The sequence below is a fragment of the Thioclava sp. NG1 genome (assembly GCF_003122275.1).
In the GTDB taxonomy this organism is placed as follows: domain Bacteria; phylum Pseudomonadota; class Alphaproteobacteria; order Rhodobacterales; family Rhodobacteraceae; genus Thioclava; species Thioclava nitratireducens.
The window spans coordinates 41614-64418 of record NZ_QFBB01000014.1 but is presented as its reverse complement, the minus strand read 5'-3'; the positions used below and the strand labels follow the sequence as shown (position 1 = coordinate 64418).

Genomic DNA, 22805 nt, shown 5'->3' with positions numbered 1-22805 from the left:
CAGCCTCAAAGGCTGAGGAATTTGACGGATTTCGGTTCGCGGCTCTTCACGAAGCCGACCCGGTCGGCTCGGACTTTCTTGAATACTAAATTCTGATGCTGCAACTCGCTGGGACTGACCTCGCCTCTCGCCAGGCGCTCTTCATCCCTCGCGCGGCTTCGCGCCTTTTCCTCTTGTCGTTTCCTGAAAAGATCTTCCATGCGTCGTCCTCCGTAAAACTTAATTATAGCCTGAAAGTCCGTGCTTTGTCTCGTTTGATCGGAGGCGCTGGCTGCGCTCGTTTGAGCTGCGCGACGGCGCGCTCCTTGTAAGCAGCTATAGCTGTTCTCGCGGACGTGCCGATACGGCAGGTGACCTGCCCTCGGTGCTGCGGCGGAATTCGGCAAGGATCGGCCGTCCTGCGCTGCCTCCTGAAGGTGCTTCTGGTAAAGCGATAACCGTGGTCCCGTTTGACTTTGATTACCCTCCTCGGTCTAATTCAAGGTTAGGGAGCACGATATGGACTGGAATGTGACAGCCGGTATGATCCTGATGGGCGTGTTCGCTGCGGCGGCCTTCTGGATTGTGATGCGTGAGCGCCGGTATATCAAAGATGTGGCGAGCCTGAGCGCGGAAGACATCCGTTGGTTCAATTCGCAGCCTCTGTCCGACGATGCCTATTTCGGCGAAAAGGCGGATGAAGACCGCGAAGCGGGGGATGATCCTTCGAGTGGCGCGACCTGAAAGCGATGCAGATCACGTCGGACGCTTAGCATCGTGACCTCGCAGAAGGCATCTTCTCGCAGATATGCAAGCCGCCGCGCAGTTGCGGGCGGATTTCTCGCTTGCGAGCCGAGCAATTCCGAGTTTGAACTTTTTGATGTTTCGTCGCTACAGTTCCCACGAAAGAACGTGTCATGGATCTGGCCGAATACATCATTATGGGCGTGCTCTCCGGCGGAGCGGCGGTGGCTGCTTATGTCTTGCGAGCCACTCTTTCGGAGCCAGCGAAGATGACGGAAGAGGATCTCAGGACACTTGAGGCCTGTGACCTTCCCGAACCTCGATGCATCAAGATTGATGGCCAACTCAAAGCTTCGCGCACCCGTCTTACGCCTCAGCCAACAGGCCCTAACAGACGTCTGTGCCTGACGGGGCCTCGCCGGACCAAGAAAAAGCCACGCCCAGTGTAGGTCCTTTTGCCTTTCCGGCCAGGCCGACGATCATGGTTGTGCGCCCGTGTGCCTCGCATTTCGCAAGTGAAATCTGCTCGGAGGTAATCGTTGCTCAGCAGTTTTCGCGCTGTTTGTTGGCGGGCTCGACAATATACTCTCGAGCGCTTCGATGCCTTTGGTCGAGCACCTTCAGACCGAGAAGTTTGCCTGCTCGCATGAAAGCGGCGCGGCGTATTGCGTGCATGCCGTGTGAGATGGGTTCGAGGCCGATGGACGTCCGTCCCCCGGTCAAGATCTAGGCGGGCGCATTGCCGTGTTTAGATCTGAAGCGCTCATGGAACCGCCCAGGCTACCTTCGGCATAGGGACGAACCATTTCGATCAAGGGCATTTGGGCGCGCATCCGCACACTCAGGAGCGCGGTGCCGCTGATCTTGCGTTGCACGAACAGGGTTTGCGCGGGTGGCAGATGCCAGTTCGCCCGATCCGCCATGATTGGGGCCGCGCGTTCGCGCAACGCCTCGACGAAACTGCGGTCGGAGAAGTCGAAGAGTGCCCCCTCGGGCCGGCTTCGCGCGACATGCGCGAGCAAAATTTCGATCATCTCGTCGAAGGTGTCACCGTGCCGGGTCAGCTGTGCCTCGGACACGAAACCAATCTCCAGTAGGGCCATGCGCAGCTTTGCCGGGTCTTCGTCGAGCCCCGCGCGCAGCAAGCGCCGGTAGGAGGCTGTCGTCTCGGGCGGAATCGACCGGGCGGCACCGAAATCCAGCAGCACGATCCGGCCCTGCTGGTTCTGCCAGCGGAAATTGCCGAAATTCGGATCGGTCTGCATGTAGCCGAATTCGAACAGCTCACGCAGGACCAATGCGAGCATCGCCGAGGTCACTTCGTCGCGGGTGGCCTGATCGGCCTCGGCCAGGGTTTCGATCGGGGCGCCTGCGACGAAATCCATTGGCAGGATCGTCGGGCGGAGTAGCTCTTCAATCGGTTCGGGGATCACGAAGCGCGGGTCTTCCTCCATCAGGGCGCGGTAGCGGCGCATCTGCTCCGCCTCGCGGAGGTAATCGGCCTCCTCATGAAGCTGGCGCTTGGCTTCGGCCAGAAGCGGTCGGATATCGAGCCCGGCAGGCAGGAGCCCCGAATAGCGCAGCAGCGCCGCGACATTGTCGATATCGGCGTCGATGCTCGTCGCGACGCCGGGATACTGCACCTTCACCGCCAGCTCGCGCCCCGAATGGAGCACTGCCCGATGCACCTGGCCTATCGAGGCTGCCGCAATCGGGCGCGTCTCGAAACGCGCGAATTTTTTGCGCCAGTCCGGCCCCCATTCTGCCGCCAGAACCCGGTCGAGCTGCTTGGGCGGCATCACATTCGCCGCCTCGCGCAGCTGCGCAAGGATTTCGGTCAACTCGGACGGTAGCACATCGCCTGCATCGAGCGAAATCATCTGCCCGAGTTTCATCGCGGCCCCGCGCAGCCGCGCCAGTTGATCGGTGACGCGGCGCGCGTTTGCGGGTGTCAGGATAAGGTCGGAAAGCTGCGGGCGCTCGCCCTTGGCCAGTTTGCGCGCCCCTTCGCCCAATGCACCCACCGCGATCCCGCCCGCCATCTGACCGAAGGCGGCGAACCGCGTGAGGCGCGTCTTGGGAACCCGGCGCGAACGGTCGGTCATCGGGCGCGCACCGGATCAGGTGTGGGCGAACCAGGTGGGAACGTCGGGGTGGGGCGCAGGCGCATCGCGCGGGGTCTCCTGAGATCGGGTTAGTCTTTGTCTATACGCGCGCGCTCAGAAACGGGCTCACTCGCGGGGCGGAGCCGCCTCGCGCAGATCGCCGATCCGCTGTTCGATCGCCTCGAGCCGTAGCAGCACCTCGTCGCGATAGGCGTCGGTGCGCGTGGTCTCCTCTTCGGAATGGGCATCCTGCATCGAGTTCACGATCAGGCCCACCAGAAGGTTCACCACTGCGAAGGTCGTGACCATGATGAAGGGCACGAAGAATGCCCAAGCCAGAGGGTGGGTTTCCATCACCGGGCGCACAATGCCCATCGACCAGCTCTCGAGCGTCATGATCTGGAACAGCGAATAGGCCGATTGTCCGAGCGAGCCGAACCAGTCCGGAAAGCTCGTGCCGAAGAGTTTCGTCGCCATGACGCTCGCGATGTAGAAGATGATGCCCATCAGCAGGAATACGCTGCCCATGCCCGGCAGCGCATTGATCAGCCCCTCGACCACCCTGCGCAGGCGCGGCGCGACCGAGATTATGCGCAACAGACGCAACACGCGCAGCGCCCGCAGCACGCTGAAGACCTGTGCGCCGGGCAGAAGCGACACGCCGACGATGGTGAAGTCAAAGAGGTTCCAACCCGAGCGGAAGAAGCCCAGCCGCTGCACGAACAGTTTCAGCCCGATCTCGATCACGAAGACCGACAGGCATAGCATGTCGAGCAGCCGGATCAGATCGCCAGCGAGGGTCATCGCGCGTTCTGAAGTCTCGAGTCCAAGAAGCAACGCGTTGAACAGGATCACGCCCGTGATCGTGTTTCGAAAAGTCGATGTGTCGAGCATCATCGCGATCCGGTCGCGCAAAGTCATGCAGTCCCCCCGTCTTATTGGCCGGTGGGATATGGTCCCTGGGCAGGGCTCGCGCAACCTTACCCCTCAGCAATGAGTGCCTTGGAGAAATCTTTGCGCGCCGTGCCGCGACCTACCTCGGCGAATGTGACCTGACCAAGCCGATGGTGCGAATGACCTGGCCGCGCTGGAGTGGACGAGGCCAAGTCGTCATGAGGTTCGCCGACGTCGGACCCACAGTCTAGGGAGGCAAGCTGCGCCCCTGCGCTTACGTTCCAGCAGGTGTTGAGCCGAGAACTTCTGCTAGATTGGCAAGGCGCTGGCCCCGCGGTGGGTGACTTGCGCCAACACGTTCCCCGGCCTAGGCGGTGTAGCGCGGAAAGAGTGCAACTGGCGCAACGTTGGTTCAAGCAGATCATCCGTGGGATATCCGACCGAAACCTCATAACAGCATTACTTCACGAGATGTCTGCACGAGCCAACCGGAGAACTGTATCCAGAGGTGGGTATCCAGCCAAATCGGGGCTCGTTTCGCGATATCCAGAGACATCTTTATTCTATATTCTTCAATGCCTTGCGGAAGGTGTTGGTTGCGCTGAAACCCCGACGCGCATCAGCACTCCGCAAACGGAGTGGATTTGAAAACTAAAGCGCAGGCAGAGGAGCCTCGTTCCCTCAAATCTCTACCCCGGCACAAAGTGCGGTATTGCGGATATGCTCTCGCATCGCATTCGCGGCGTCGTTCGCATTCTGCCGCGTGAGGGCTTCCAGGATCGCCCTGTGCTCTTTGATCGAGGCGTTCATGCGGCCGACTTCGGTATTCGGGATTGGCACGCGCTGGGTCTCGTTCAGAAGGTCGCGCACGGATTGGTGCAGGCGGCGCAGCATGGCGTTGGGGCAGGTTTGCGCGATGATATTGTGGAAGGTGAGATCGGCTTCGACATGGGTCACGAGATCTTCCTTGCGCCATGCCTGCTCGAATTCCTCCGTCGCACGCCGCAATTCGTCGGCAATCTCGGGCGTCACGTGGGGGGCGGCGAGGCGGCAGAGCTCCGCTTCGATCAGAAGGCGAGACTGGAAGACATCGAGGATGGAATACTGCTCCTCGAAACGCCACTGATCCATCGCGGCGGGCTTGCCTGTCTGAGCGCCGGTCACGAAGGTGCCGCGGGCAGGGTAAGTGCGCACGAGGCCGATCGTTTCCAGCGTCAGCAGGGCTTCGCGAAGGGATGCGCGCGAAACGCCAAGCTGTTCTGACAGCACGCGCTGCGAGGGCAAGCGCTCGTCTTTTTTCAGCGCTCCGGTGCGGATCATTTCTTGCAGCTGGCGCGCGACCGTCTGGGTGACGGGGCTTTTGTCGTTCGTGAAATCCATGCGGCGCCTCTTAAGCTGGCAGTTATTAAATCTATAGCCCCCCGCGCCCGCCAACATCAAAGAAGTTCCTTGTCAGATCGGGGAAAGCATGCTTCAAAAGGTCAGACCGGTCTGACCGGTCATGCCAGTTAAGCAAAATAAAACGACGATCAACAGGGAAAACGAACATGTCTGGAAAATTTGGAAAGATCGCCGCGATGGCCTTCGTTGCCGTGACGGCCCTCGGGACGAGCGCCTGGGCGGAGACGCTCACCGTCGGCGCCAATATCGGAAACGTGCCGTGGGAGTTTCAGGACGAGACCGGCAAGAACGTCGGCTTCGAGGTCGATCTGGTCGATGCGGTTGCCGCGAAACTCGGGCGCGACGTCGAGATCGTGAACATCCCCTTCAACGGTCTCTTCTCGGCCGTGCAGTCGGGCCGGATCGATGCGGCGATCTCTTCGATCACCATCACCGATGAGCGTCTGAAATCGGTCTCCTTCGCGCAGCCCTATTACGATAGCGACCAGTCGCTGACCGCGCTCGCCAGCGGGCCGCAATCGCTCGACGAGATGAAGGGCAAGATCGTCGGTGTCGATACCGGCTCGACCGGCGACATGTGGGCGACCGAGCATAACGCAGAATACGGCTTCTCCGAGATCAAGCGCTATGAGGGGCTGGCGCCTGCGATGCTCGACCTCACCGCAGGGCGGATCGACGGCTACATCTCCGATATTCCGGCGCTTCTCTACTACGTGAAAGACAAGCCGCAGCTGAAGGTCGTCCAGCGGATCGCGACGGGCGAGAAATACTCGATGATGTTCGCCAAGGACGCGCCGCTGGCCAGCGAAGTGAACGATATCATCACAGAGCTCAAGAAGGACGGCACGATAGCCAAGCTGCATGAGAAGTGGTTCGGCGTCGCCCCTGAGGCGGATACCTCCACCGTCACGGTCATGGACATGCCCTCGCTGAAGTAACGACCTAGGGCGCGTCTCCGTTCAGCCGGGACGCGCCGCTGACCGAAAGAGTCTCATGACGTTTTTTGACACATTCCTGAACTTCGAGGTCTTGCAGCGAAGCGTGCCTATGCTTCTGAGCGGCCTCTGGCTGACGCTTCAGCTGGGCGTGGCGAGCATCGTGGCGGGTCTGGTCCTCGGCCTGATCCTCTCCATGCTTCGGCTCTACGGCGTGGCGCCAGTGCGTCTGCTGACGAAGATCTATATCGACGTGTTCCGCTCGATCCCCCTTCTGGTGCTGCTGATCGTTGTCTATTACGCGTTGCCCTTCCTCGGCGTGCGTCTGTCGTCCTTTGCTTCGGCGATGACCGCGCTGACGCTTGTCTCCGGCGCCTATACGGCGGAGATTTTTCGTGCCGGCATCGAGGCGATCCCGAACGGCCAGTTCGAGGCCTCCGAGGCGCTGGGGCTGAGCCACCGCCAGACGATGGTCGACGTGATCCTGCCGCAGGCGATCCGGATCGTGATCCCACCGCTGACCAACAACTCGATCAACGTGATGAAGGACACCGCTCTCGCCTCCGTGGTCGCGATGCCGGACCTTCTGAAACAGGCGACACAGGCGCAGGCGCTCGCAGCGAACCCCTCGCCGCTGATCGGCGCCGCGCTGATCTATATCGTTTTCCTCTGGCCAGCGGTGCTGCTGGTGTCGCGTCTGGAGAACCGTTTCAATTCCGGGATGCGCGTATGATGGGCTATGTGAGCATCCGAGATCTGCACAAATATTACGGCAGCTACGAAGCGCTGCGCGGGATCAATCTGGAGATCGAAAAAGGCGAAGTAGTTTGCGTGATCGGTCCCTCGGGGTCGGGCAAGTCAACGCTGATCCGCTGCATCAATCGCCTGGAGGATTTCGACCGCGCGAGCGAAATTCGCGTCGACGGCATCCCGGTCCTTCCGGGGCGAGCCTTGGCGAAGGTGCGTGCCGAAGTCGGCATGGTCTTCCAGAGCTTCAATCTCTTCCCGCATCTCACCGTCCGCGAGAACGTCATGCTGGCACCACGCCGCGTGCGCCGCACTTCGCGAGCCAAAGCTGCGGCGCAGGCCGAGACACTTCTGCGCCGGGTCGGCATCGTCGAGCAGGCCGACAAGTATCCTGGCCAGCTTTCGGGCGGGCAGCAACAGCGGGTGGCGATCGCCAGGGCGCTCGCGATGGAGCCGCAGGTGCTGCTGTTCGACGAGCCGACCTCCGCGCTCGATCCCGAGATGGTGGGCGAGGTGCTCGACGTGATGAAGTCGCTCGCCGGAACCGGTGTCACGATGATCGTCGTCACCCACGAGATGGGCTTCGCCCGTCAGGTCGCCGACCGGGTGATCTTCATGGATGGCGGCGAGGTCATCGAGACCGGCACGCCCGAGCAGGTGCTTGGCGCGCCGCGTGAAGCCCGCACACAGAATTTTCTCAGCGCTGTGCTGAGCCATTGATCAAAGAGTAGGATAGCAAGATGAACACAGCGCAGGACGCGATCGATCTCGACTTCGTTCGGGGACATTTTCCAGGGCTCGCCGCCGACTGGGTGTTTTTCGACAACGCGGGCGGCAGCCAGATCGTCCAGGGCGCAGTTGACAAGATCAGCGAGTTCCTGATCCATCGCAACGTGCAGACCGGTGGTAGCTACGCCGTGTCGAAAGCGGCGGCCGAAGGGCTGATGATGGGGCGCGAAGCGGCCAAGACACTCGTCAACGCCGCGCGCCCCGAAGAGATCGTTTTTGGCCCCTCGACCACGCAACTCGTGCGCACGCTCGCCTCGGCGATGCGCGGCCAGTTGCAGCCAGGCGACGAGATCATCGTCAGCCACGCGGATCACGAGTCCAATATCGGGCCGTGGGATGCGCTGCGCGAATTCGGCATCGTCATCAAGAACTGGCCGCTCGATCAGGCCTCGATGTCGATGCGTCTCGAGGATCTCGAGCCGTTGATGACCCCGCGCACGAAGCTGGTCTGCATTCATCACGTCTCGAACATCCTCGGCTCGATCAACCCGGTGAAGGAGTTTGCGAACTTCGTGCATGAGCGCGGCGCGCGTGTCTGCGTCGACGGGGTCGCTTATGCACCGCATCGCGCGATCGACGTGCAGGACTGGGATGTCGATTACTACATCTTCAGCATTTACAAGTGCTACGGGCCGCATATGGCGATCATGTATGGCAAATATGATCTGCTGGGAGAGCTCGATGGCCAGTATCACTATTTCTACGGCAAGGACAAAGTCCCGGGCAAGCTCGAGCCCGGCAATCCGAATTACGAGCTGGCCTATAGCACCGTCGGCGTCGTCGATTACCTGATCGCGCTTGGCACGCATCTGGGCGGCAAGGGAAGCGATCGCGCGCGCCTCGAGGCCGCCTATGCTGGCATAGCTCAGCAGGAGGATGTCTTGGCCGGTCGCCTGATTTCCTGGCTCGAGGCGCGAAACGATTGCCGGATCATCGGGCGCGGGATGGAGGAGGGGCGCGTTCCCACGATCGCCTTCAAGTTCGACGATCTGAACTCGGAGATGGTGGCCCGCGAGATGGACAAGTTCGGCATCGCGATCCGCTTTGGCGATTTCCATTCGCGCCGTCTGGTCGAGGATCTGAAGGAAACCGGGCAGAGCGGCTGCCTGCGCGTCTCGATGGTCCATTACAACTCGATCGAGCAGGTCGACGCACTGACCGAGGCGCTTGCGAGCATCACCTCCCAGATGCGGATGGCGTCGTGATGGCGCGCTGCGATCTGGCGATCCGGGGCGGGACGCTGGTGACCGCCTCCGACCAGTTCCGCGCCGATCTGGGCATTCGCGACGGCAAGATCGTTGAAATCGCGGCAGAGATCGCGGATGCGCGCGAAGAGATCGACGCGACCGGTCTGATGGTTCTGCCGGGTGGGATCGACGCCCATGTCCATCTCGCGCAGCCAACCTCGGATGGCACGGTGATGGCCGATGATTTCCGGACCGGCACCCGGTCGGCGGCGGCGGGGGGCAATACCACGGTTCTGCCTTTCGCGCTGCAGGTAAAAGGCAGCTCTCTGCGGGAATGTCTGGCGGCCTATCACGAGAAGGCCGAAGGCGCGTGCTATACGGATGTTTCCTTCCATCTGATCGTATCGGACCCGACGCCGCAGGTCCTAGGACAGGAACTCCCGGCCCTCGTGCGCGACGGTTACAGCTCGTTCAAGGTGTTCATGACGTATGACGATCTGGTGCTGAACGATGCAGAGCTTCTCGATGTCTTCGACGTGGCCCGGCGCGAGCGCGCGCTGGTGATGGTCCATGCCGAAGGCCACGACGCGATCAAGCACATGACACGCAGGCTCGAGGAGGAGGGCAAGACAGCACCCTATTACCACGCTGTGGCGCATCACCAGATCGCCGAGCGCGAGGCGACCCATCGCGCGATCAGCCACGCGCAGCTGACCGACGTGCCCGTGATGATCGTGCATGTTTCGGGTCGCGACCCGATGGAGCAAATCCAATGGGCGAAGAAGCGTGGCATGAAGGTCTTCGCCGAAACCTGTCCGCAATATATCGTCCTGACACGAGACGATCTCAAAGGGCTGAACATGGATTTCGAGGGCGCGAAATATGTCTGCTCGCCGCCGCCGCGCGACACAGACAGCCAAGATGCGATATGGGAGGGGCTGCGCGACGGCACCTTCGATGTCTTCTCCTCCGATCACTGCCCGTTCTATTTCGAAGGCGCCAACGAGACCGGCAAGGACAATCCCCGCGCACGCACCTCGTTCAAATGGGTGCCGAACGGCATCCCCGGCGTGGAGACGCGGCTGCCGATCCTGTTCTCTGAAGGGGTGCGCAAGGGGCGGATCAGCATCGAGCGTTTTGTGGCGCTCACCTCGACCAACCCGGCCAAGCTCTACGGCCTCTACCCGCAAAAAGGTGCGCTGGTGATCGGAGCGGATGCCGATATCACGCTCTGGGATCCGGAACGCAAAGCGGTGATCACCCAAGCGAGGCTGAACCACGGTGCGGATTACACGCCCTATGAGGGGATGGAGATCGAAGGTTCGCCCGTCCGCACGATCCTGCGCGGCCAGACAATCGCCGTCGACGGAGAGGTTCTAGAGCAGGGCAGGGCCGGGCGGTATCTGTCGCGGGCGACCAGTTCGGCCTGGTAGGCGGGTGTCTGGCCAAATCAGGGCGCGCGTTTCGCAGCATCCAGACATTCCTCGATTCCGGAATTTTCAATGCCTTGCAGGCGGCATGGGGCGAGCGACCGACAACACGCAATGTCGCGATCCGAGCCCCCCTGAAGGCACGCCCATGTCGTTGGTCGAGCACCCAAGGGCGGTCAGGATCGCCTGTGCATGACGGGGCCGGGCCGAACCTCTGCGAAATGAGCGCGAAGAATTATCTGCAGGCGGCGCTTTATTCCGGCAGGCACAGGCGGATAAGAAGCGCGAGGATCAGCGCCGGTGGCATGACCTTCAGCCCGACGCCCAAAAACTGGGCAGCGGAGACGTGAAGCCCGGACCGGCGCAGAGTCGCGAGCCATAGGAGTGTTGCCAGCGACCCGGTCACCGAAAGGTTCGGTCCAAGATCCACACCAATCATCAGGCAGTCGCGCATGAGATCTCCGAGCTCTCCTGCTGTCGCGGCCGCAGCGGCAGCCAGTCCGACAGGCAAGTTGTTGGCGAGGTTGCTCGCGATGCCGACTGCGGTCCCGCTCAGCCCCGCGGTCGCCCGCGGCGAGGTTGCTGACATCTGCCCGAGCCATTGGCCCAGAGTCGACAGGACCCCAACGCGGTCCAGCATGGCGACCAGCACGAAAAGCCCGGCGACGAGTGGCAGCACGCCCCAAGTCAGGTGCCGCAACAGGGGCAGGGGAGACCGCCGGGTGCTCAGCGCAACCGCCAACGCCACGGCGACCCCGGCGCTGAGTGTCGCAAGACCAAGGCCGCCGCCCAAGGATGAGACCGTGACTAGTGCCACCGCCGAAAGGCTCAGCCCTGTCGCCGCGATCCAGCCGCCCCGCGAAAGCGTAGGCACCTCGGGCGTGGTAGGCTCTGTGTCCAGATCATGGCGCATCGCCCAGCGAAGGCAGAGATAGCTGACCACGATCGTGGCAAGAGCGGGGAGGGCGAGCCGCGCGAGCCAATCGCCAAGTGGCGGCATCACGCCATGGTAGATTACGAGATTTGCCGGGTTCGAGATCGGCAGGACGAAACTCGCCGCATTTGCCACGATGGCGCAGGTGAAGAGATAGGGCAGGGGCGGAACGCGCGCATGGCGCGCAACTGCGAGAACGGCAGGCGTCAGCACGACAACCGTGGTGTCGTTCGACAGGAAAGCCGTTACGCCCGCGCCGACCAGGTAGAGGATGAAAAACAGGCGCCGCGCGGACCCAGCGGCTGCCTGCACCGCGCGGGCGGCAAGATGGTCGAAAAGGCCTTCACGACCGGCGACTTCGGCGAGAAGCATCATGCCGAGCAGGAAGAAATAGACCTCTCGGCCTTCGCCGATGGCATGCAAGGCGTCGGAGAGTGGCAGTGCCCCAAGAAGAACCACCGCTCCAGCGCCGCTCACGGCAAAGATCCACTCAGCCCAGCCAAAGGGGCGCAGGATCACGCCAGCCGTCGCGAGAGCCGCGATACAAAGACCGATAATCTCGACCATCACCAACGTGTCCGACGCATCAAGCCGTTCCCATTCGCTCCTAGCTCCAATGCAATGGCCGATCTGGCGATAGCTGTCGATGGCTCCGCTTAAAGATGACGCAAAGATGTCTCAACGGCCAAATTTCGCCTTAAAGTTGTCTTAAATGTTGAACTCGAAGCACGTGGATGCTTCCGAAAATTTCTGAAGATTTTTTGGATTTGATATGGCTCGGAAATTTGGCAGAGGTGCAACTGCGAAAGCGCGATCTCCAAGCGCATTCGTCCGGGATCAAATGGATCGCGTTTCGACCGGCGAGCAGTTACATTTCGCCGCCCCCCTCCTCCTTCCGAAGCGCTGCATTATTTACTGTGGCGCAGGAGGTTCGATCGGCGCGGAACTCGCTGAAATTTGTGACCGCGAGGACGCGAGATTACTCATATGGCCGGAAGGGGTGTTGCCCGAAATTTGGCTGGCGCTTCATACCGACGAGATCGACGTCCTGATGGTCGACGGCGATCATTTGGGAGACATTGAAGACACGATTGATTTTTGCATGCGCGTAAGGCGCACATGCCCCTCGCTCCCCTTGATATTGGTCTCCAGCGAAATGCGCGCGGATGACCTTACCAGCGAACGTATGCAAGCCTGCGATGTGACCCTCAAAGTTCCTGTTTCACAAATCCGGTTGGAATGCGCGATTCAAGCGGCTCGTCAGAACAACGCGTATTTTCTGTCACGCCGGCATTGGGAGAACTCGTAGCAATTCCGCTGAAGAGGTTTCTCGGAGGCGAAAAGACGGAGCTTTTCAGGTGGGCGCTGCCCGCGCAGCCTGCCTGTTTCGGCCGCCCGAAGCTGAATGGCAGAGAGGCCCTGCGCGAACGCGTTACCTTTCAACGGCTCCGACGCAAGTTTGGAGGACGTCATCGCGCGAGCTGATATGTCTTCCCCTCTTTAAACGCTCGGTGATACCGCGGCGGAAACGGTGATCACGGCTGTTCTCGATCTTGTCACGCAAGCCGGGGAGGTGGGGGCGACCCGAGGCTGCGGTCGACAGGCGGATCAATCCTCTGACTCGATGGGCGCAGCTGCGCCAGACAAGTCGGTCGATGGATGCTCACGACGCGATGCCCGGGCTCTCGCGCATTAGCGTATTTTGATCAATCATGAACTCGCTTGCGATCCTGAAGGCTGCGGCTCCAAGGGCACGAGAGACGTCTCCAAATTGTCCCTCCAAAATTTCCGGGCGTAGCACGCCTTGCAAATCCTGCCGTCCAAGTTCTTCGCACAGCTGGGCGATGATGCGCGACCGAACGCTCTTTGGGAATGCTCCGTCGATTACGGCGGCCTCAAAGTCAATGACTGCGAGGCTTGAAACGATAGCCTGGGCCAGGCTACGCGCAACGCGGGAAATCCATTGCGACAGAAGAGGTTCCAAGGCGTCCCAGTCGGAGCTTTCATCCTGCACGATCTTGCGTTTTGCGTCGTCGAGTTGTCGTTCGAGGACGATCAGGGACGCATGATCGACAAGCCGTTGGCCGCCAGGTTCATCGGTAATTCTGAGTGGACCGAAGCCGCCTGAATTCCCGCGGCTTCCTGTGAATACTCCACCGTTCAGGACGACACCGCCACCGATGAAGGTCCCGACGAATAAGTATATGAAATCTTCCAGCTTGTTGTGGGCTCCGAAGACCAATTCGGCGCGGCAGGCTGCTGTCCCGTCATTTTCTACCGAGATCGGCCCAGAGAAGACCTGCGTCAACTCGGCGCCGATGTCGACGTTGCGCCATTCGTCCATCACATCGCTGGGCACTCCCAGTTCCTTTGTCCAGTGCCACAGCTCCCAAGGCATCGCGACGCCGAGACCCGAGATGTCGTCCTTGTATATCTTTGCCGATCGCAAGAGGGGGCGCATCGCGGATTTGACGAAGTCGATCGTGCTTTCAAGCGTCGGGTAGTCATGCTGCCCTTGACGTCGTGCCACGACGTTTCCGCTGAAATCAATGACCACCATGTCAAAGCTTCGGCGTCCAATCTTTAGTCCGAGATAGTGACGCGCCGCAGGATTTATCCGCATCGGGACCGATGGCTGGCCCACGCGCCCCCGGATGGGGTCGCACCGGAGAAGCAAGTTGTCGGTCTCAAGCGCCTTGAAGATCATCGACGCGGCATTGGGTGAGAGCCCTGTCGCGCGTGTCGCCTCAGCCTTAGTCAGAGTTCCATACCGACGGACGAGATGCAGCACCAGCCTCTCATTGAAGCTGCCAACCGTGATCTGGTTCGACCCCTTGATCGGGGTTGATCTGAGGTGTTCGTCCTTGTTGCCGCGATGCATCTTTTGCCTCTTCTCTATGCTCAAGAACACCGCCGTTGACCCTCGAGATGTGCGCTCCTGGAGCTTGGGTCGAATCGGTTTTCTCACTCGCAAATTTCACACGATAACTACTGTCGCCTCAAGTTTTCCAGATTTTACCGGCAGGTTAATCTCTAAATGCTTCCAGCTCTTAGCTCTTATGGGGGCGCATTGGCCGCCTTGAAACAATTGAATGCAAGCATATGTTTTTATTTAATAAAATGTTTTACCTCAGCGGCATATGGCAGTGTGTATGGTGCTGTTTTGTGTCCGGCGGCGTCCAGCGCATTTTGCAAATAATACTTCATCCAAAAGTAATGATTGACAGGTTTGACGATGGGGTCGAAGCTTTTGGAGAGCGTGGAGGAGCGGAAAATGCGTAAATGGGGAGGGGCAGGGCGGACGGCTGTTTGGGGGTCAACGTCATGCTGGAGATGAGAGAGCAGCAGATCGAACAACAAGACGCGGCGCACCAGGAAGGACATGTCCTTCTCCGCCTTTCTGGCGCGACCAAGCGGTTTGGCGGCACGACTGCGATCAGCGATGTTTCGTTCGAGATCAGGGCTGGTGAGGTGTTGGCGCTGCTGGGGGAGAACGGTGCCGGCAAGAGCACCTGCGTGAAGGTCCTCGCCGGTGTCTACGCCCCTGACGAAGGGGTAATCGAAATCGAAGGCTCGGAGCGGGTTTGGACGAGCCCGCTCGATGCGAAGCGGGCGGGCATCGCGGTCATGCACCAGCATCCGGGACTGTTCCCCGACCTGTCTGTGGCGGAGAACATCTTCTTCGGGCACTTCGTGGAGACGCAACGCGGCACTCTCGATATGTCCAGGATGGTCTCAGAAGCGGAAGACCTTCTGAAGACGATCGGTCTGGAAGTCAGCCCGAACCAGCCGCTCAGGACTCTGAGCGTCTCGGAGCAGCAATTGGTTGAGGTTGCGCGAGCGCTTTCGACCAATGCGGATATCCTGATCATGGACGAGCCTACCGCCGCGCTCTCCCATCGTGAAGTCGTCAAACTCTTCGCCGTTGTCGAGCAATTGAAGGCACGGGGCGTGGGTATCGTCTTCGTTGGTCACCGGATGGATGAGATTTTCGAGATTGCGGATCGCGTGGCAGTGCTTCGCGATGGCGAGTTGGTCGGGTTGGAACCCGCCGATATTCTGACGCGGCAGGAAGCGATCAACCTGATGGCTGGTCGCGAATTGACCGCAGAATACCCGACCCGGAGTTCCACCCATGGAGCAGTCGTGCTGGGCGTCCGCGATCTCTCCCGCGACGGAGAATATGACGGCATCTCCTTTGAGGTGCGCGCTGGCGAGATTCTCGGGATCGGTGGACTCGTGGGGAGCGGACGCACCGAGGTGGCCCGCACGCTCTTCGGGATCACCCAGCCGTCCTCGGGAGTGATAACGCTCGACGGTGAAGCGACGAGCATCAGGTCCGCGGGAGACGCGATGCGAAAGGGCATCACTTATGTTTCCGAGGACCGACTGTCGCAAAGCCTGATCATGGACTTTCCGATCCGGGTAAATGCCTCACTGACTGTTCTCGAGCAATGCACGTCCCGAGGGCTCCTGAAGGCGGAAAAGGAAATTGATGCCGTCAAGGATCACTTGGAGCGATTGAAACTGCGCTATGCGAGTTTTGACCAAGAAATTTCGGGTCTGTCAGGCGGCAATCAGCAGAAGGTCGTTCTCGCAAAATGGTTGGCACGTAAGCCGCGCATCCTGATCCTCGATGAGCCGACCCAGGGCATCGATGTGCAGAGCAAGGCAGAAGTCCACGAGATGATCGCGGATCTTGCGGCACAAGGCATGGCGATCATCCTGATCTCCTCGGAAATGCCGGAACTTCTTGGAATGTGCGACCGGATTGTCGTTCTCAACGAGGGACATCAGAGCGCCGAATTCGATGGCAAGGACGCAACCGCGGCGAGCGTCCTCGAAGCCGCAACCGCCGATCTGCGCGATCGCGGTGAAGCAGCGACCGATATGTCGGAGCCAGAAAAGGGAGGCCCTGCAAGCGGGTTGGCCGGCACGCTATCGCGTATACTGCTGCGCAGAGAGCTTGGACTTCTCGTCGCGATCTTCGCGGTGATGATCCCCGTGACGGCTCTCAATCCGCGAATGATCAGCGCTTCCAATCTCTATTCGATCGGAATGGATGCGGCACTGCTCGGCCTAGTAGCGCTGGGGCAGATGCTGGTGATCCTTACTCGGAACATTGATCTCTCTGTCGCTTCAGTAATCGGCCTGACCGCCTATGCGTCGGCCGCGCTGATGTCTGCTCATCCTGCGCTACCCGCGTTTGTTGCGGTCGCGATGGCTATCGCGATCGGAGCCGGGCTGGGTGTTTTCAACGGGGTCGTGATCGCCTATGGGCGCGTGCCCTCCATTGTCGCCACCTTGGGCACGATGTCGATTTTCCGCGGTCTCGACAGTATATTTGTCGGCGGAAATCAAATCAGTGCGGACGAGGTTCCCGAACACTGGCTTAACCTGGCGGGGACACGAGTGGCCGGGATTCCGATGATCGTTCTGATATCAGTGGCCGTGCTGGCGCTGGCCGCGTTTCTTCTGGCCAGAACGCGCTATGGACGTGAACTCTACGCCGTTGGTTCGAACCCTGCCGGGGCCGACCTGATCGGCATTCCGTCGACCCGACGGACTTTCGCGGCCTTCGTCATCTCGGGCGCGCTCGCGGGCCTTATGGGCGCGCTTTGGGCGTCACGCTATGCGACCGTGGATGCCCGTGTCGCGTTTGGTTTCGAACTGACCGTCGTAGCTGCAGTCGTGGTCGGCGGCGTCGCGATCCGCGGTGGGTCGGGGACGGTTCTCGGGATCGTGCTCGGAGCGCTGGCGCTCTTGATCATTCGCAACGGGTTGGTGCTGGTCCGGGTCGATCCGCTCTGGCTGCAGGGCATCTATGGCCTGGTCATCCTCGTGGCGATCACGATCGACGCCAAGATTGCGGCGCGCCATGAACGCAACCTCGCGAGGAGGGTCCCGTCATGAAGAAACCCGAATGGTTATCCGGCTGGGATACTTTCATCTGCGCGGTTGCCTTGCTGATTTTACTTCTGGGGCTGACGCTGTTCGACAATTTCGGCAGTAGCTTCAACATTTCGCAGATGATCGCGGGAGTTTCGGAGAAGGCATTGATCGTGCTGCCGATGATGCTCCTGCTGATCACGCGAGATATCGACCTCTCGGTGGCGAGCACGCTTGCGCTATCAAGCGTCATTCTAGGCCTCCTGGTTCAGGCTGGAATGCCGCTCTGGCCCGCGATCGCCCTGACGCTCGTCGCCGGTGCCTTGCTGGGGGCGTTCAACGGGGTGATGGTCACCGTGTTCGGCCTTCCCTCACTCGTGGTGACGCTCGGGACTATGGCGATGTTCCGGGGCATTGGCTACATGCTGCTTGGCACGAATTCGGTCAATGTCCTGCCCGACAGCCTGCTGAATTTTGGCTTCACCAATGTGCCTGGCGTTCCGATTCCGTGGACGATCGTGCCCTTCCTGGTGATCTTGCCGGTCTTCACCGTGATCGTGCATCGGACGATACTCGGGCGGCGCATCTTCGCGATCGGCGGGAACCCGATGACGGCGCTGTATTCCGGGATCGCGGTAAACCAAATCCGCTTCGGACTGTTCGTGTTTTCCGGGCTCATCTGCTCCATCGCGGGGGTCGTCTATACGGCCCGGCTTGCGAATGCACGGGCCAACAACGCCTTCGGGATGGAACTGGAGATCATCACCATCGCGATGCTCGGCGGCGTGAGCGTTTTCGGTGGGAAGGGTGGAGTTGTCGGTGTCGTGGGCGCGCTTAGCCTGGTTGCCCTGATCCGCAACCTGATGGGCATCAACGGTGTCGGCGGCGATGCGCAGAGCACGATTGTGGGCGCCCTGCTGATCCTGGCGCTTCTGGCGGGCCGGTTCGTCCCCGCTCTGAGCGAACGCTTCCAGCGGTTCAAGGCGTCTCGCACTGCGCTCGGGCAAGATGCCACCTGATCCAAGAAGCAACGACCCAGTTCAACAAGGAGGAGAGAGAAATGTTGAAGAGAGACCTACTGATTTCGGCCTGTTGCGCCTTCGCGCTCGCAGCGGGCAGCGCGTCGGCGCAGGACTGCCTCAAGTCGCCGGGAACAATCGGCTTCGTGCCCAAGCTGGACACCGATCCCTATTTCAAGGTCGCGAACGAGGGTGCGGAGAAAGCAGCTTCGGAAATTGGCGGTAAGGTCATTATGGCCGCGCCGAGCACAGCGACGGCCGAGGCGCAGATCGAGTTCATCAATAACCTCGTGGCTCAGCAGGTTGATGTGATCGCGATCTCCGGCAACGACGCGAACGCTGTGGCACCCGCGCTGAAGCGCGCCGCTGCGAATGGTGTCAAAGTGATTTCCTACGATTCCGATGTGTCAGCCTCGGCACGTTCGTTGTTCATCAATCAGGCCAAGGGGTCGAGCCTCGCCGAGATGATGCTGCAATCGATGCACAAGCTGATTGGAGAAGGGGAATTCGCGATCCTGTCCTCGACCCCTACTGCGACCAACCAGAATGCCTGGATCGCCCAGATGAAAGATGAACTGAAGTCGAATCCCGACTATGCCGGAATGAAGCTGGTCACCGTCGTCTATGGTCAGGAAAGCGAGCAGGTCAATCAGCAGCAGACCCTTGCACTCGCGCAGACCTATCCGGATCTGAAGGGGATCATCGTTCCCGCCGGGATCGGCCTTCCTGCCGCCGCTCGGGCACTTGAAGAGGCGGGGCTGACCGGAAAGATCAAACTCACCGGCCTTGCGCCGGCTTCCTTGATCCGGAAATACATCGAGAACGGATCAGCGCAGGATATCTGGTGGAACGTATCCGACCTCGGATATCTCGCCTATTACGCTGCTCAGGCGCTAGCCGAATGCAAGATCACTGGCAAACAGGGTGACACTTTCGATGCCGGCAAGCTTGGGAGCTACACGGTCGGAGAGGACGGCGAGGTTGTTCTCGGGCCTGCGAAGATCGTAACGCCGAAGAATCTTGACGAGTTCAAATTCTGAGACCTTCAGAGCCAATTGGTTTTGGATCCGCGCAAAAGAAGCTGGCCCGGTTGTCGGGCCAGCTTCTTTGACTTTTGGCGTTGCCCAAGATCCCCAGCTTTTTCTCGATGACGTGCTCCTGCTCGGAATCCAATCCACACCTCCTGCGTCGGCTCGCATAGGTTGAGACAAATCAATGACGCTGCCGCCATCTCGGCCGAGTGTAAAAGCATGTTCTGAAGAAACCGCTTTGAGAAACCTCGCTGGGGAGTGCCGGATTAATGCCGACCAAGAAAAAAGACGTCGAGGACGATGTGCCCCTGACGACTGGCATGCTTGCGAAGTCTCGCGAAACGCTGCGGGCGGCCTGCGAGCGGCTCAACATCCATCCCGACGTCTACGAAGAGCTGAAATGGCCCCGCGAGACTTTGGCCGCAACGCTTCTGATCCGGATGGATGACGGGAGCCGCATGGCGTTCCAGTCATGGCGGTGCCGCTATAACGATCGACGGGGACCGACCAAGGGTGGCGTTCGTTTCCATCCAAACGTCTCGCTCGACGAAATCGAGACCCTTTCCTTCTGGATGACCTTCAAATGCGCCGTCGCCAACCTACCGTTCGGCGGCGGGAAAGGCGGGGTCTGCGTGGATACGAAAACGCTCTCGGCCAACGAGTTGGAGCATTTGAGCCGGGCTTATGTCGAAGCATTCGCGCCGTTCATCGGCCCCGATCGCGATATTCTGGCGCCGGACATGTATACGAACGGGATCGTCATCGCGTGGATGGCGGACCAATACAGCTGGATTTCGGGGCAAGCCTCCCCGAGCGCGATTACCGGCAAACCTCTCGCTTTCGGGGGCACGAACGGGCGCGTCGATGCGACGGCACGCGGCGGATATTATGCCCTGCGCTATCTGGAATCCGCACTCGCTCTCGATCCGAACACCGCCACGGTGGCGATCCAGGGGTTTGGGAATGTCGGCTTCCACTGCGCCAAGCTGTTGCACGCGGACGGGTATAAAATCGTCGCCATTTCGGATTCCGGAGGCGGTATATACGACCCGGGCGGTTTGGACCCGCTGGCCGTCATGCAGCACAAGCATCAGACGGGCGGCGTGAAAGGCGCGAAAGGTCAAGGCAAGACCAAAGAGATCTCAAATGCCGAACTCCTGGAGCTTGATTGCGAGGTGCTGGTGCCTGCCGCATTGGAGCGGCAGATCACGCTTGAGAATTGCGACAGGATCAAAGCCCGCATCATTTTGGAAATGGCGAACGGACCGGTGTCTCCCGAGGCCGACAAGAAGCTGACGGAAGCTGGACATATCGTCGTGCCCGATATCCTCGCGAATTCCGGCGGCGTCACGGTTTCGCATCTGGAATGGGTTCAGAACAGATCGGGTTTTTATTGGGACAGCTCGCGTGTCCGGGACCATCTTAAAACGACCATGGAAACCGAGACGCAATCGATCTGGACGTTACACAACGAGATGGAACTCTCGATGCGCGATGCCGCCTACATCCATGGCCTGCGTCGGATCGCGGAATCCGTGGAAGCCCGGGGCACTCCCGCTTATTTCGAGGGATCTTAGCAGGCGCTGTCGACCTGCTGGGTTGGGGTTTGACCCGGAGGCAGCGTTGGCGCGCAACGAAGCCCAGCTTTTACGCTGGGCTCGGCGATCGGGTTCTGCCGGGCTTGACCCTGACCCCGAAGCCCCCCTCAAGCCCCTTCCAACCTGCGGGATTGGTGGGGGAGCCCGCAGGGCTGGTGAGGTCAGTCCGGTCGCTCCTGCGAGCGGACATATTCCTTGATCGTCTCCAGCGGGGCGCTGCCGCAGCTGCTCACGAAGTAGCTCGGAGACCAGAGGGCACCGCCAAGGCGTTTCAGGCTCGGGAAGTCCCTCCGGAGCCGCCGCGAGGTCGTGGTCTTCACCGCGTTTGCGAAGTCGGCGACCGCCTCGGCGGGCGGCAACGAGAACAGGATATGGATGTGATCGGCCTCCGCGCCGAACTCCTCCAGCACGCCGCCGCGAACATCGCAGCGCTCGCGGATCGCGACCTCGGCCGCCCGCAGCATTTCGGATGTCAGCACTGCGCGACGCTGCGTTATCACTAGAACCATATGATAGTGGAGACTGAAAACGCAATTGTTTGTACGACTATAAGATTGATCCGGCATGTAGGAACCAATATAATATTCAGGCCATGACCGCAACTCGATCCCTCTCCTTCAAGCTCTATCCGTCGCCCGCCCAGGCGGCGGCGCTGGCGCGCAAGCACCTGATGCTGAAAGACCTGTGGAACGCTGCGCTCGAGGAGCGGATCGGCGCCTGGCGGCATAGCCAGATCCGGGTCTCGCGCTCCGACCAGGAAAAGGCGCTGAAGGAGATCCGCTTCGGCCTCGAGGGCTGGCGCGGGCTCGTCCACACGCATGAGGCCCAGGTCGTTCTGAAGCGCCTGGATCTCGCCTTCCAGGCTTTCTTTCGCCGCTTGCGCGCGGGGGAAGCGCCGGGCTTCCCGCGCTTCAAGAGCGCCGAGCGTTTCCGTGGCTGGGGCTACAAGGAGCACGGCAACGGCTTCAGGGTCGAGATGCGCGACGGCGGCCGACATGGCCATGCCACGCTGTTTGGCATCGGGCGCATGCGGATGCGGGGCATCGCGCGCACGCCGGGCCGCGTGCTCAAGGCCGATGTGACCCGGACAATCCGCGGCTGGAGGCTCAACGTGGTCGTCGAGACCGGCTGCGCCGAGCGCGCGTCGGCCGAGGGGCAGGCGGTGGGGCTCGACTGGGGCGTCTCGACTTTTGCCACGCTCGCGCATGAAGACGGCGCCTTCGAGGAACTGCCGAACCCGCGCCACTGGGATCTCGAGGCCGAGGACCTCAAGGCTGAGCAGCGCCGGCTCTCGGCCGCAGCCCGGGCGCGAAAGATCTCCCGACGAGCGCTGCGGAAGCATCGCCGCGCTCTGGCGCGTCGTCATGCGAAGATCGCTGCGCGCCGGAAGGACTTCCTGCACAAGACGAGCGCGCAGATCGTCGGGCGGCACCGCCTGATCGCGACCGAGGCGCTGACGGTGCGCAACATGACCGGCTCGGCCCGCGGAGGCGCCGGGGCGGAATGTGGCCCAGAAGGCGGGCCTGAACCGATCGATCCTGGACACGGCTCCGGCCGGTTTTTTGAACATGCTCCGATACAAAGCGGAAGAAGCTGGTGCGGAGTTCTTCGAGGCGAAGACGCGAGAGCTGAAGCCGTCACAGCGCTGCCCGGACTGCGGCGCGGTGCGCAAGAAGACGCTCGCGGAGCGCCAGCATGATTGCGACTGCGGCTGTCGTCTCGGGCGAGACGAGGCCGCGGCCCGCGTCCTGCTGAACTGGGGGCTTGAGGAGAGCCGACGTCGCCAGAACGCGGAAACGATCAACCCGGCCGGGACGGTCGGGGATCAGGCTGCCGCCTGATCCGAAATCCCTTCCAACCTACGAGATTGGTGGGGCAGGTTCATCAAGAACTACAAGTCTGGCGGCCCCTCGCGGTGTTCTACGGCCTGTCCGAGACGCAAGCCGAGAAGCGTCCGGTCAAGCCCGGCTACGTCCCGGCGAGCTGATCGAAGCGGCTCGGGTCGAGGGCGCGAGCTGGTTCCGGCTCTCGACCGGCATAGAATATTCGGAACACTAGACCATCGAGAACGCCTACGCCTTAGCGCGATCAACGGGACTCGGTCGCGGAGTGCCTCTGCTTGC

At 60.9% G+C, this 22805-nt stretch carries 20 protein-coding genes and 1 pseudogene; 13 read left to right on the top strand and 8 right to left on the bottom strand.

Annotation, left to right across the window (positions count from 1 at the left end):
* Positions 1 to 5 precede the first annotated feature (5 nt).
* The gene (locus DEM26_RS19155; protein ID WP_109173174.1) at positions 6 to 200 is read right to left on the bottom strand and encodes a hypothetical protein; all 195 of its coding nucleotides are present in this window, start codon (positions 198 to 200) and stop codon (positions 6 to 8) included.
* A gap of 298 nt (positions 201 to 498) precedes the next feature.
* Between DEM26_RS19155 and DEM26_RS19150 the strand changes: the two genes are divergently transcribed.
* Positions 499 to 723, top strand: a complete 225-nt coding sequence (locus DEM26_RS19150; protein ID WP_109173173.1) for a hypothetical protein — start codon at positions 499 to 501, stop codon at positions 721 to 723.
* Positions 724 to 1442: 719 nt separating this feature from the next.
* Here the strand turns inward: DEM26_RS19150 and DEM26_RS19145 are convergent.
* The 3 genes from DEM26_RS19145 to DEM26_RS19135 all read right to left on the bottom strand — a co-directional run bounded on the left by DEM26_RS19145 (position 1443) and on the right by DEM26_RS19135 (position 5102).
* Positions 1443 to 2828 (bottom strand): ABC1 kinase family protein, encoded by a 1386-nt coding sequence (locus DEM26_RS19145; protein WP_109173172.1) that lies wholly within the window; start codon positions 2826 to 2828, stop codon positions 1443 to 1445.
* A gap of 126 nt (positions 2829 to 2954) precedes the next feature.
* Positions 2955 to 3749: an ion transporter gene (locus DEM26_RS19140; RefSeq protein WP_199224711.1), complete on the bottom strand. Its 795-nt coding sequence runs from the start codon at positions 3747 to 3749 to the stop codon at positions 2955 to 2957.
* Between the two features lie 654 nt (positions 3750 to 4403).
* A complete protein-coding gene (locus tag DEM26_RS19135) occupies positions 4404 to 5102 on the bottom strand; it encodes a FadR/GntR family transcriptional regulator (protein ID WP_109173171.1) in 699 nt (232 codons plus the stop codon).
* A 167-nt stretch (positions 5103 to 5269) separates the two neighbouring features.
* Between DEM26_RS19135 and DEM26_RS19130 the strand changes: the two genes are divergently transcribed.
* From DEM26_RS19130 to hydA, 5 genes are read left to right on the top strand one after another with little or no spacing between them, the layout of a single operon-like run.
* A complete protein-coding gene (locus DEM26_RS19130; protein ID WP_075777110.1) occupies positions 5270 to 6061 on the top strand; it encodes an ABC transporter substrate-binding protein in 792 nt (263 codons plus the stop codon).
* A gap of 55 nt (positions 6062 to 6116) precedes the next feature.
* Positions 6117 to 6791 carry an amino acid ABC transporter permease gene (locus DEM26_RS19125; protein WP_109173170.1) on the top strand — a complete coding sequence of 225 codons (675 nt, stop codon included), beginning with the start codon at positions 6117 to 6119 and terminating at the stop codon, positions 6789 to 6791.
* Positions 6788 to 7525 carry an amino acid ABC transporter ATP-binding protein gene (locus DEM26_RS19120; protein WP_109173169.1) on the top strand — a complete coding sequence of 246 codons (738 nt, stop codon included), beginning with the start codon at positions 6788 to 6790 and terminating at the stop codon, positions 7523 to 7525. The genes DEM26_RS19125 and DEM26_RS19120 overlap by 4 nt, the downstream gene beginning before the upstream one ends.
* A gap of 20 nt (positions 7526 to 7545) precedes the next feature.
* Positions 7546 to 8799, top strand: coding sequence for a cysteine desulfurase-like protein (locus DEM26_RS19115; RefSeq protein ID WP_109173168.1), 1254 nt, complete (start codon positions 7546 to 7548; stop codon positions 8797 to 8799).
* The gene (gene hydA / locus DEM26_RS19110; RefSeq protein ID WP_109173167.1) at positions 8799 to 10214 is read left to right on the top strand and encodes a dihydropyrimidinase; all 1416 of its coding nucleotides are present in this window, start codon (positions 8799 to 8801) and stop codon (positions 10212 to 10214) included. Before DEM26_RS19115 ends, hydA begins: the two co-directional genes overlap by 1 nt.
* 250 nt (positions 10215 to 10464) lie before the next feature.
* On the opposite strand, the gene DEM26_RS19105 is transcribed toward hydA, so the two are convergent.
* Positions 10465 to 11712: an SLC13 family permease gene (locus DEM26_RS19105; RefSeq protein WP_109173166.1), complete on the bottom strand. Its 1248-nt coding sequence runs from the start codon at positions 11710 to 11712 to the stop codon at positions 10465 to 10467.
* 274 nt (positions 11713 to 11986) lie between these two features.
* Between DEM26_RS19105 and DEM26_RS19100 the strand changes: the two genes are divergently transcribed.
* The gene (locus DEM26_RS19100) at positions 11987 to 12454 is read left to right on the top strand and encodes a hypothetical protein (RefSeq protein WP_109173165.1); all 468 of its coding nucleotides are present in this window, start codon (positions 11987 to 11989) and stop codon (positions 12452 to 12454) included.
* A gap of 354 nt (positions 12455 to 12808) precedes the next feature.
* Here DEM26_RS19100 and DEM26_RS19095 read toward each other — a convergent pair whose 3' ends face one another.
* Complete coding sequence (locus tag DEM26_RS19095) at positions 12809 to 14050, bottom strand: ROK family transcriptional regulator (protein ID WP_146194494.1); 1242 nt, start codon at positions 14048 to 14050, stop codon at positions 12809 to 12811.
* A gap of 419 nt (positions 14051 to 14469) precedes the next feature.
* Here DEM26_RS19095 and DEM26_RS19090 point away from each other — a divergent pair, with 419 nt between their 5' ends.
* Genes DEM26_RS19090 through DEM26_RS19080 form a run of 3 tightly spaced genes read left to right on the top strand, consistent with a single transcriptional unit; the run spans position 14470 to position 19093 of the window.
* A complete protein-coding gene (locus DEM26_RS19090) occupies positions 14470 to 17058 on the top strand; it encodes an ATP-binding cassette domain-containing protein (protein WP_199224710.1) in 2589 nt (862 codons plus the stop codon).
* Positions 17055 to 18053 carry an ABC transporter permease gene (locus tag DEM26_RS19085; RefSeq protein WP_109173163.1) on the top strand — a complete coding sequence of 333 codons (999 nt, stop codon included), beginning with the start codon at positions 17055 to 17057 and terminating at the stop codon, positions 18051 to 18053. The genes DEM26_RS19090 and DEM26_RS19085 overlap by 4 nt, the downstream gene beginning before the upstream one ends.
* A gap of 41 nt (positions 18054 to 18094) precedes the next feature.
* Positions 18095 to 19093, top strand: a complete 999-nt coding sequence (locus tag DEM26_RS19080; RefSeq protein WP_109173162.1) for a rhamnose ABC transporter substrate-binding protein — start codon at positions 18095 to 18097, stop codon at positions 19091 to 19093.
* On the opposite strand, the gene DEM26_RS20490 is transcribed toward DEM26_RS19080, so the two are convergent.
* Entirely contained in the window at positions 19083 to 19226 is a 144-nt protein-coding gene (locus tag DEM26_RS20490) for a hypothetical protein (protein ID WP_158275170.1), read from the bottom strand. The genes DEM26_RS19080 and DEM26_RS20490 overlap by 11 nt on opposite strands.
* Before the next feature lie 127 nt (positions 19227 to 19353).
* On the opposite strand from DEM26_RS20490, the gene DEM26_RS19075 reads away from it, so the two are divergent.
* Positions 19354 to 20661 (top strand): Glu/Leu/Phe/Val family dehydrogenase, encoded by a 1308-nt coding sequence (locus DEM26_RS19075; RefSeq protein WP_199224709.1) that lies wholly within the window; start codon positions 19354 to 19356, stop codon positions 20659 to 20661.
* 182 nt (positions 20662 to 20843) lie between these two features.
* On the opposite strand, the gene tnpA is transcribed toward DEM26_RS19075, so the two are convergent.
* The gene (tnpA, locus tag DEM26_RS19070) at positions 20844 to 21248 is read right to left on the bottom strand and encodes an IS200/IS605 family transposase (protein WP_109173161.1); all 405 of its coding nucleotides are present in this window, start codon (positions 21246 to 21248) and stop codon (positions 20844 to 20846) included.
* A gap of 26 nt (positions 21249 to 21274) precedes the next feature.
* Here tnpA and DEM26_RS19065 point away from each other — a divergent pair.
* Together DEM26_RS19065 and DEM26_RS20915 are read left to right on the top strand one after the other, a co-directional pair.
* Positions 21275 to 22153 (top strand): annotated as a pseudogene (locus tag DEM26_RS19065) (RNA-guided endonuclease InsQ/TnpB family protein); the annotation flags it as partial.
* Positions 22154 to 22250: 97 nt separating this feature from the next.
* Complete coding sequence (locus DEM26_RS20915) at positions 22251 to 22523, top strand: zinc ribbon domain-containing protein (RefSeq protein ID WP_109173159.1); 273 nt, start codon at positions 22251 to 22253, stop codon at positions 22521 to 22523.
* The last annotated feature ends 282 nt before the right edge of the window (positions 22524 to 22805 follow it).

Bases quoted from the DNA above. Each gene is read 5' to 3' on its own strand.
- DEM26_RS19155 (WP_109173174.1), bottom strand. From the start codon at position 200: ATGGAAGATCTTTTCAGGAAACGACAAGAGGAAAAGGCGCGAAGCCGC.
- DEM26_RS19150 (WP_109173173.1), top strand. From the start codon at position 499: ATGGACTGGAATGTGACAGCCGGTATGATCCTGATGGGCGTGTTCGCT.
- DEM26_RS19145 (WP_109173172.1), bottom strand. From the start codon at position 2,828: ATGACCGACCGTTCGCGCCGGGTTCCCAAGACGCGCCTCACGCGGTTC.
- DEM26_RS19140 (WP_199224711.1), bottom strand. From the start codon at position 3,749: ATGACTTTGCGCGACCGGATCGCGATGATGCTCGACACATCGACTTTT.
- DEM26_RS19135 (WP_109173171.1), bottom strand. From the start codon at position 5,102: ATGGATTTCACGAACGACAAAAGCCCCGTCACCCAGACGGTCGCGCGC.
- DEM26_RS19130 (WP_075777110.1), top strand. From the start codon at position 5,270: ATGTCTGGAAAATTTGGAAAGATCGCCGCGATGGCCTTCGTTGCCGTG.
- DEM26_RS19125 (WP_109173170.1), top strand. From the start codon at position 6,117: ATGACGTTTTTTGACACATTCCTGAACTTCGAGGTCTTGCAGCGAAGC.
- DEM26_RS19120 (WP_109173169.1), top strand. From the start codon at position 6,788: ATGATGGGCTATGTGAGCATCCGAGATCTGCACAAATATTACGGCAGC.
- DEM26_RS19115 (WP_109173168.1), top strand. From the start codon at position 7,546: ATGAACACAGCGCAGGACGCGATCGATCTCGACTTCGTTCGGGGACAT.
- hydA (WP_109173167.1), top strand. From the start codon at position 8,799: ATGGCGCGCTGCGATCTGGCGATCCGGGGCGGGACGCTGGTGACCGCC.
- DEM26_RS19105 (WP_109173166.1), bottom strand. From the start codon at position 11,712: ATGGTCGAGATTATCGGTCTTTGTATCGCGGCTCTCGCGACGGCTGGC.
- DEM26_RS19100 (WP_109173165.1), top strand. From the start codon at position 11,987: ATGGATCGCGTTTCGACCGGCGAGCAGTTACATTTCGCCGCCCCCCTC.
- DEM26_RS19090 (WP_199224710.1), top strand. From the start codon at position 14,470: ATGCTGGAGATGAGAGAGCAGCAGATCGAACAACAAGACGCGGCGCAC.
- DEM26_RS19085 (WP_109173163.1), top strand. From the start codon at position 17,055: ATGAAGAAACCCGAATGGTTATCCGGCTGGGATACTTTCATCTGCGCG.
- DEM26_RS19080 (WP_109173162.1), top strand. From the start codon at position 18,095: ATGTTGAAGAGAGACCTACTGATTTCGGCCTGTTGCGCCTTCGCGCTC.
- DEM26_RS19075 (WP_199224709.1), top strand. From the start codon at position 19,354: ATGCCGACCAAGAAAAAAGACGTCGAGGACGATGTGCCCCTGACGACT.
- tnpA (WP_109173161.1), bottom strand. From the start codon at position 21,248: ATGCCGGATCAATCTTATAGTCGTACAAACAATTGCGTTTTCAGTCTC.
- DEM26_RS20915 (WP_109173159.1), top strand. From the start codon at position 22,251: ATGCTCCGATACAAAGCGGAAGAAGCTGGTGCGGAGTTCTTCGAGGCG.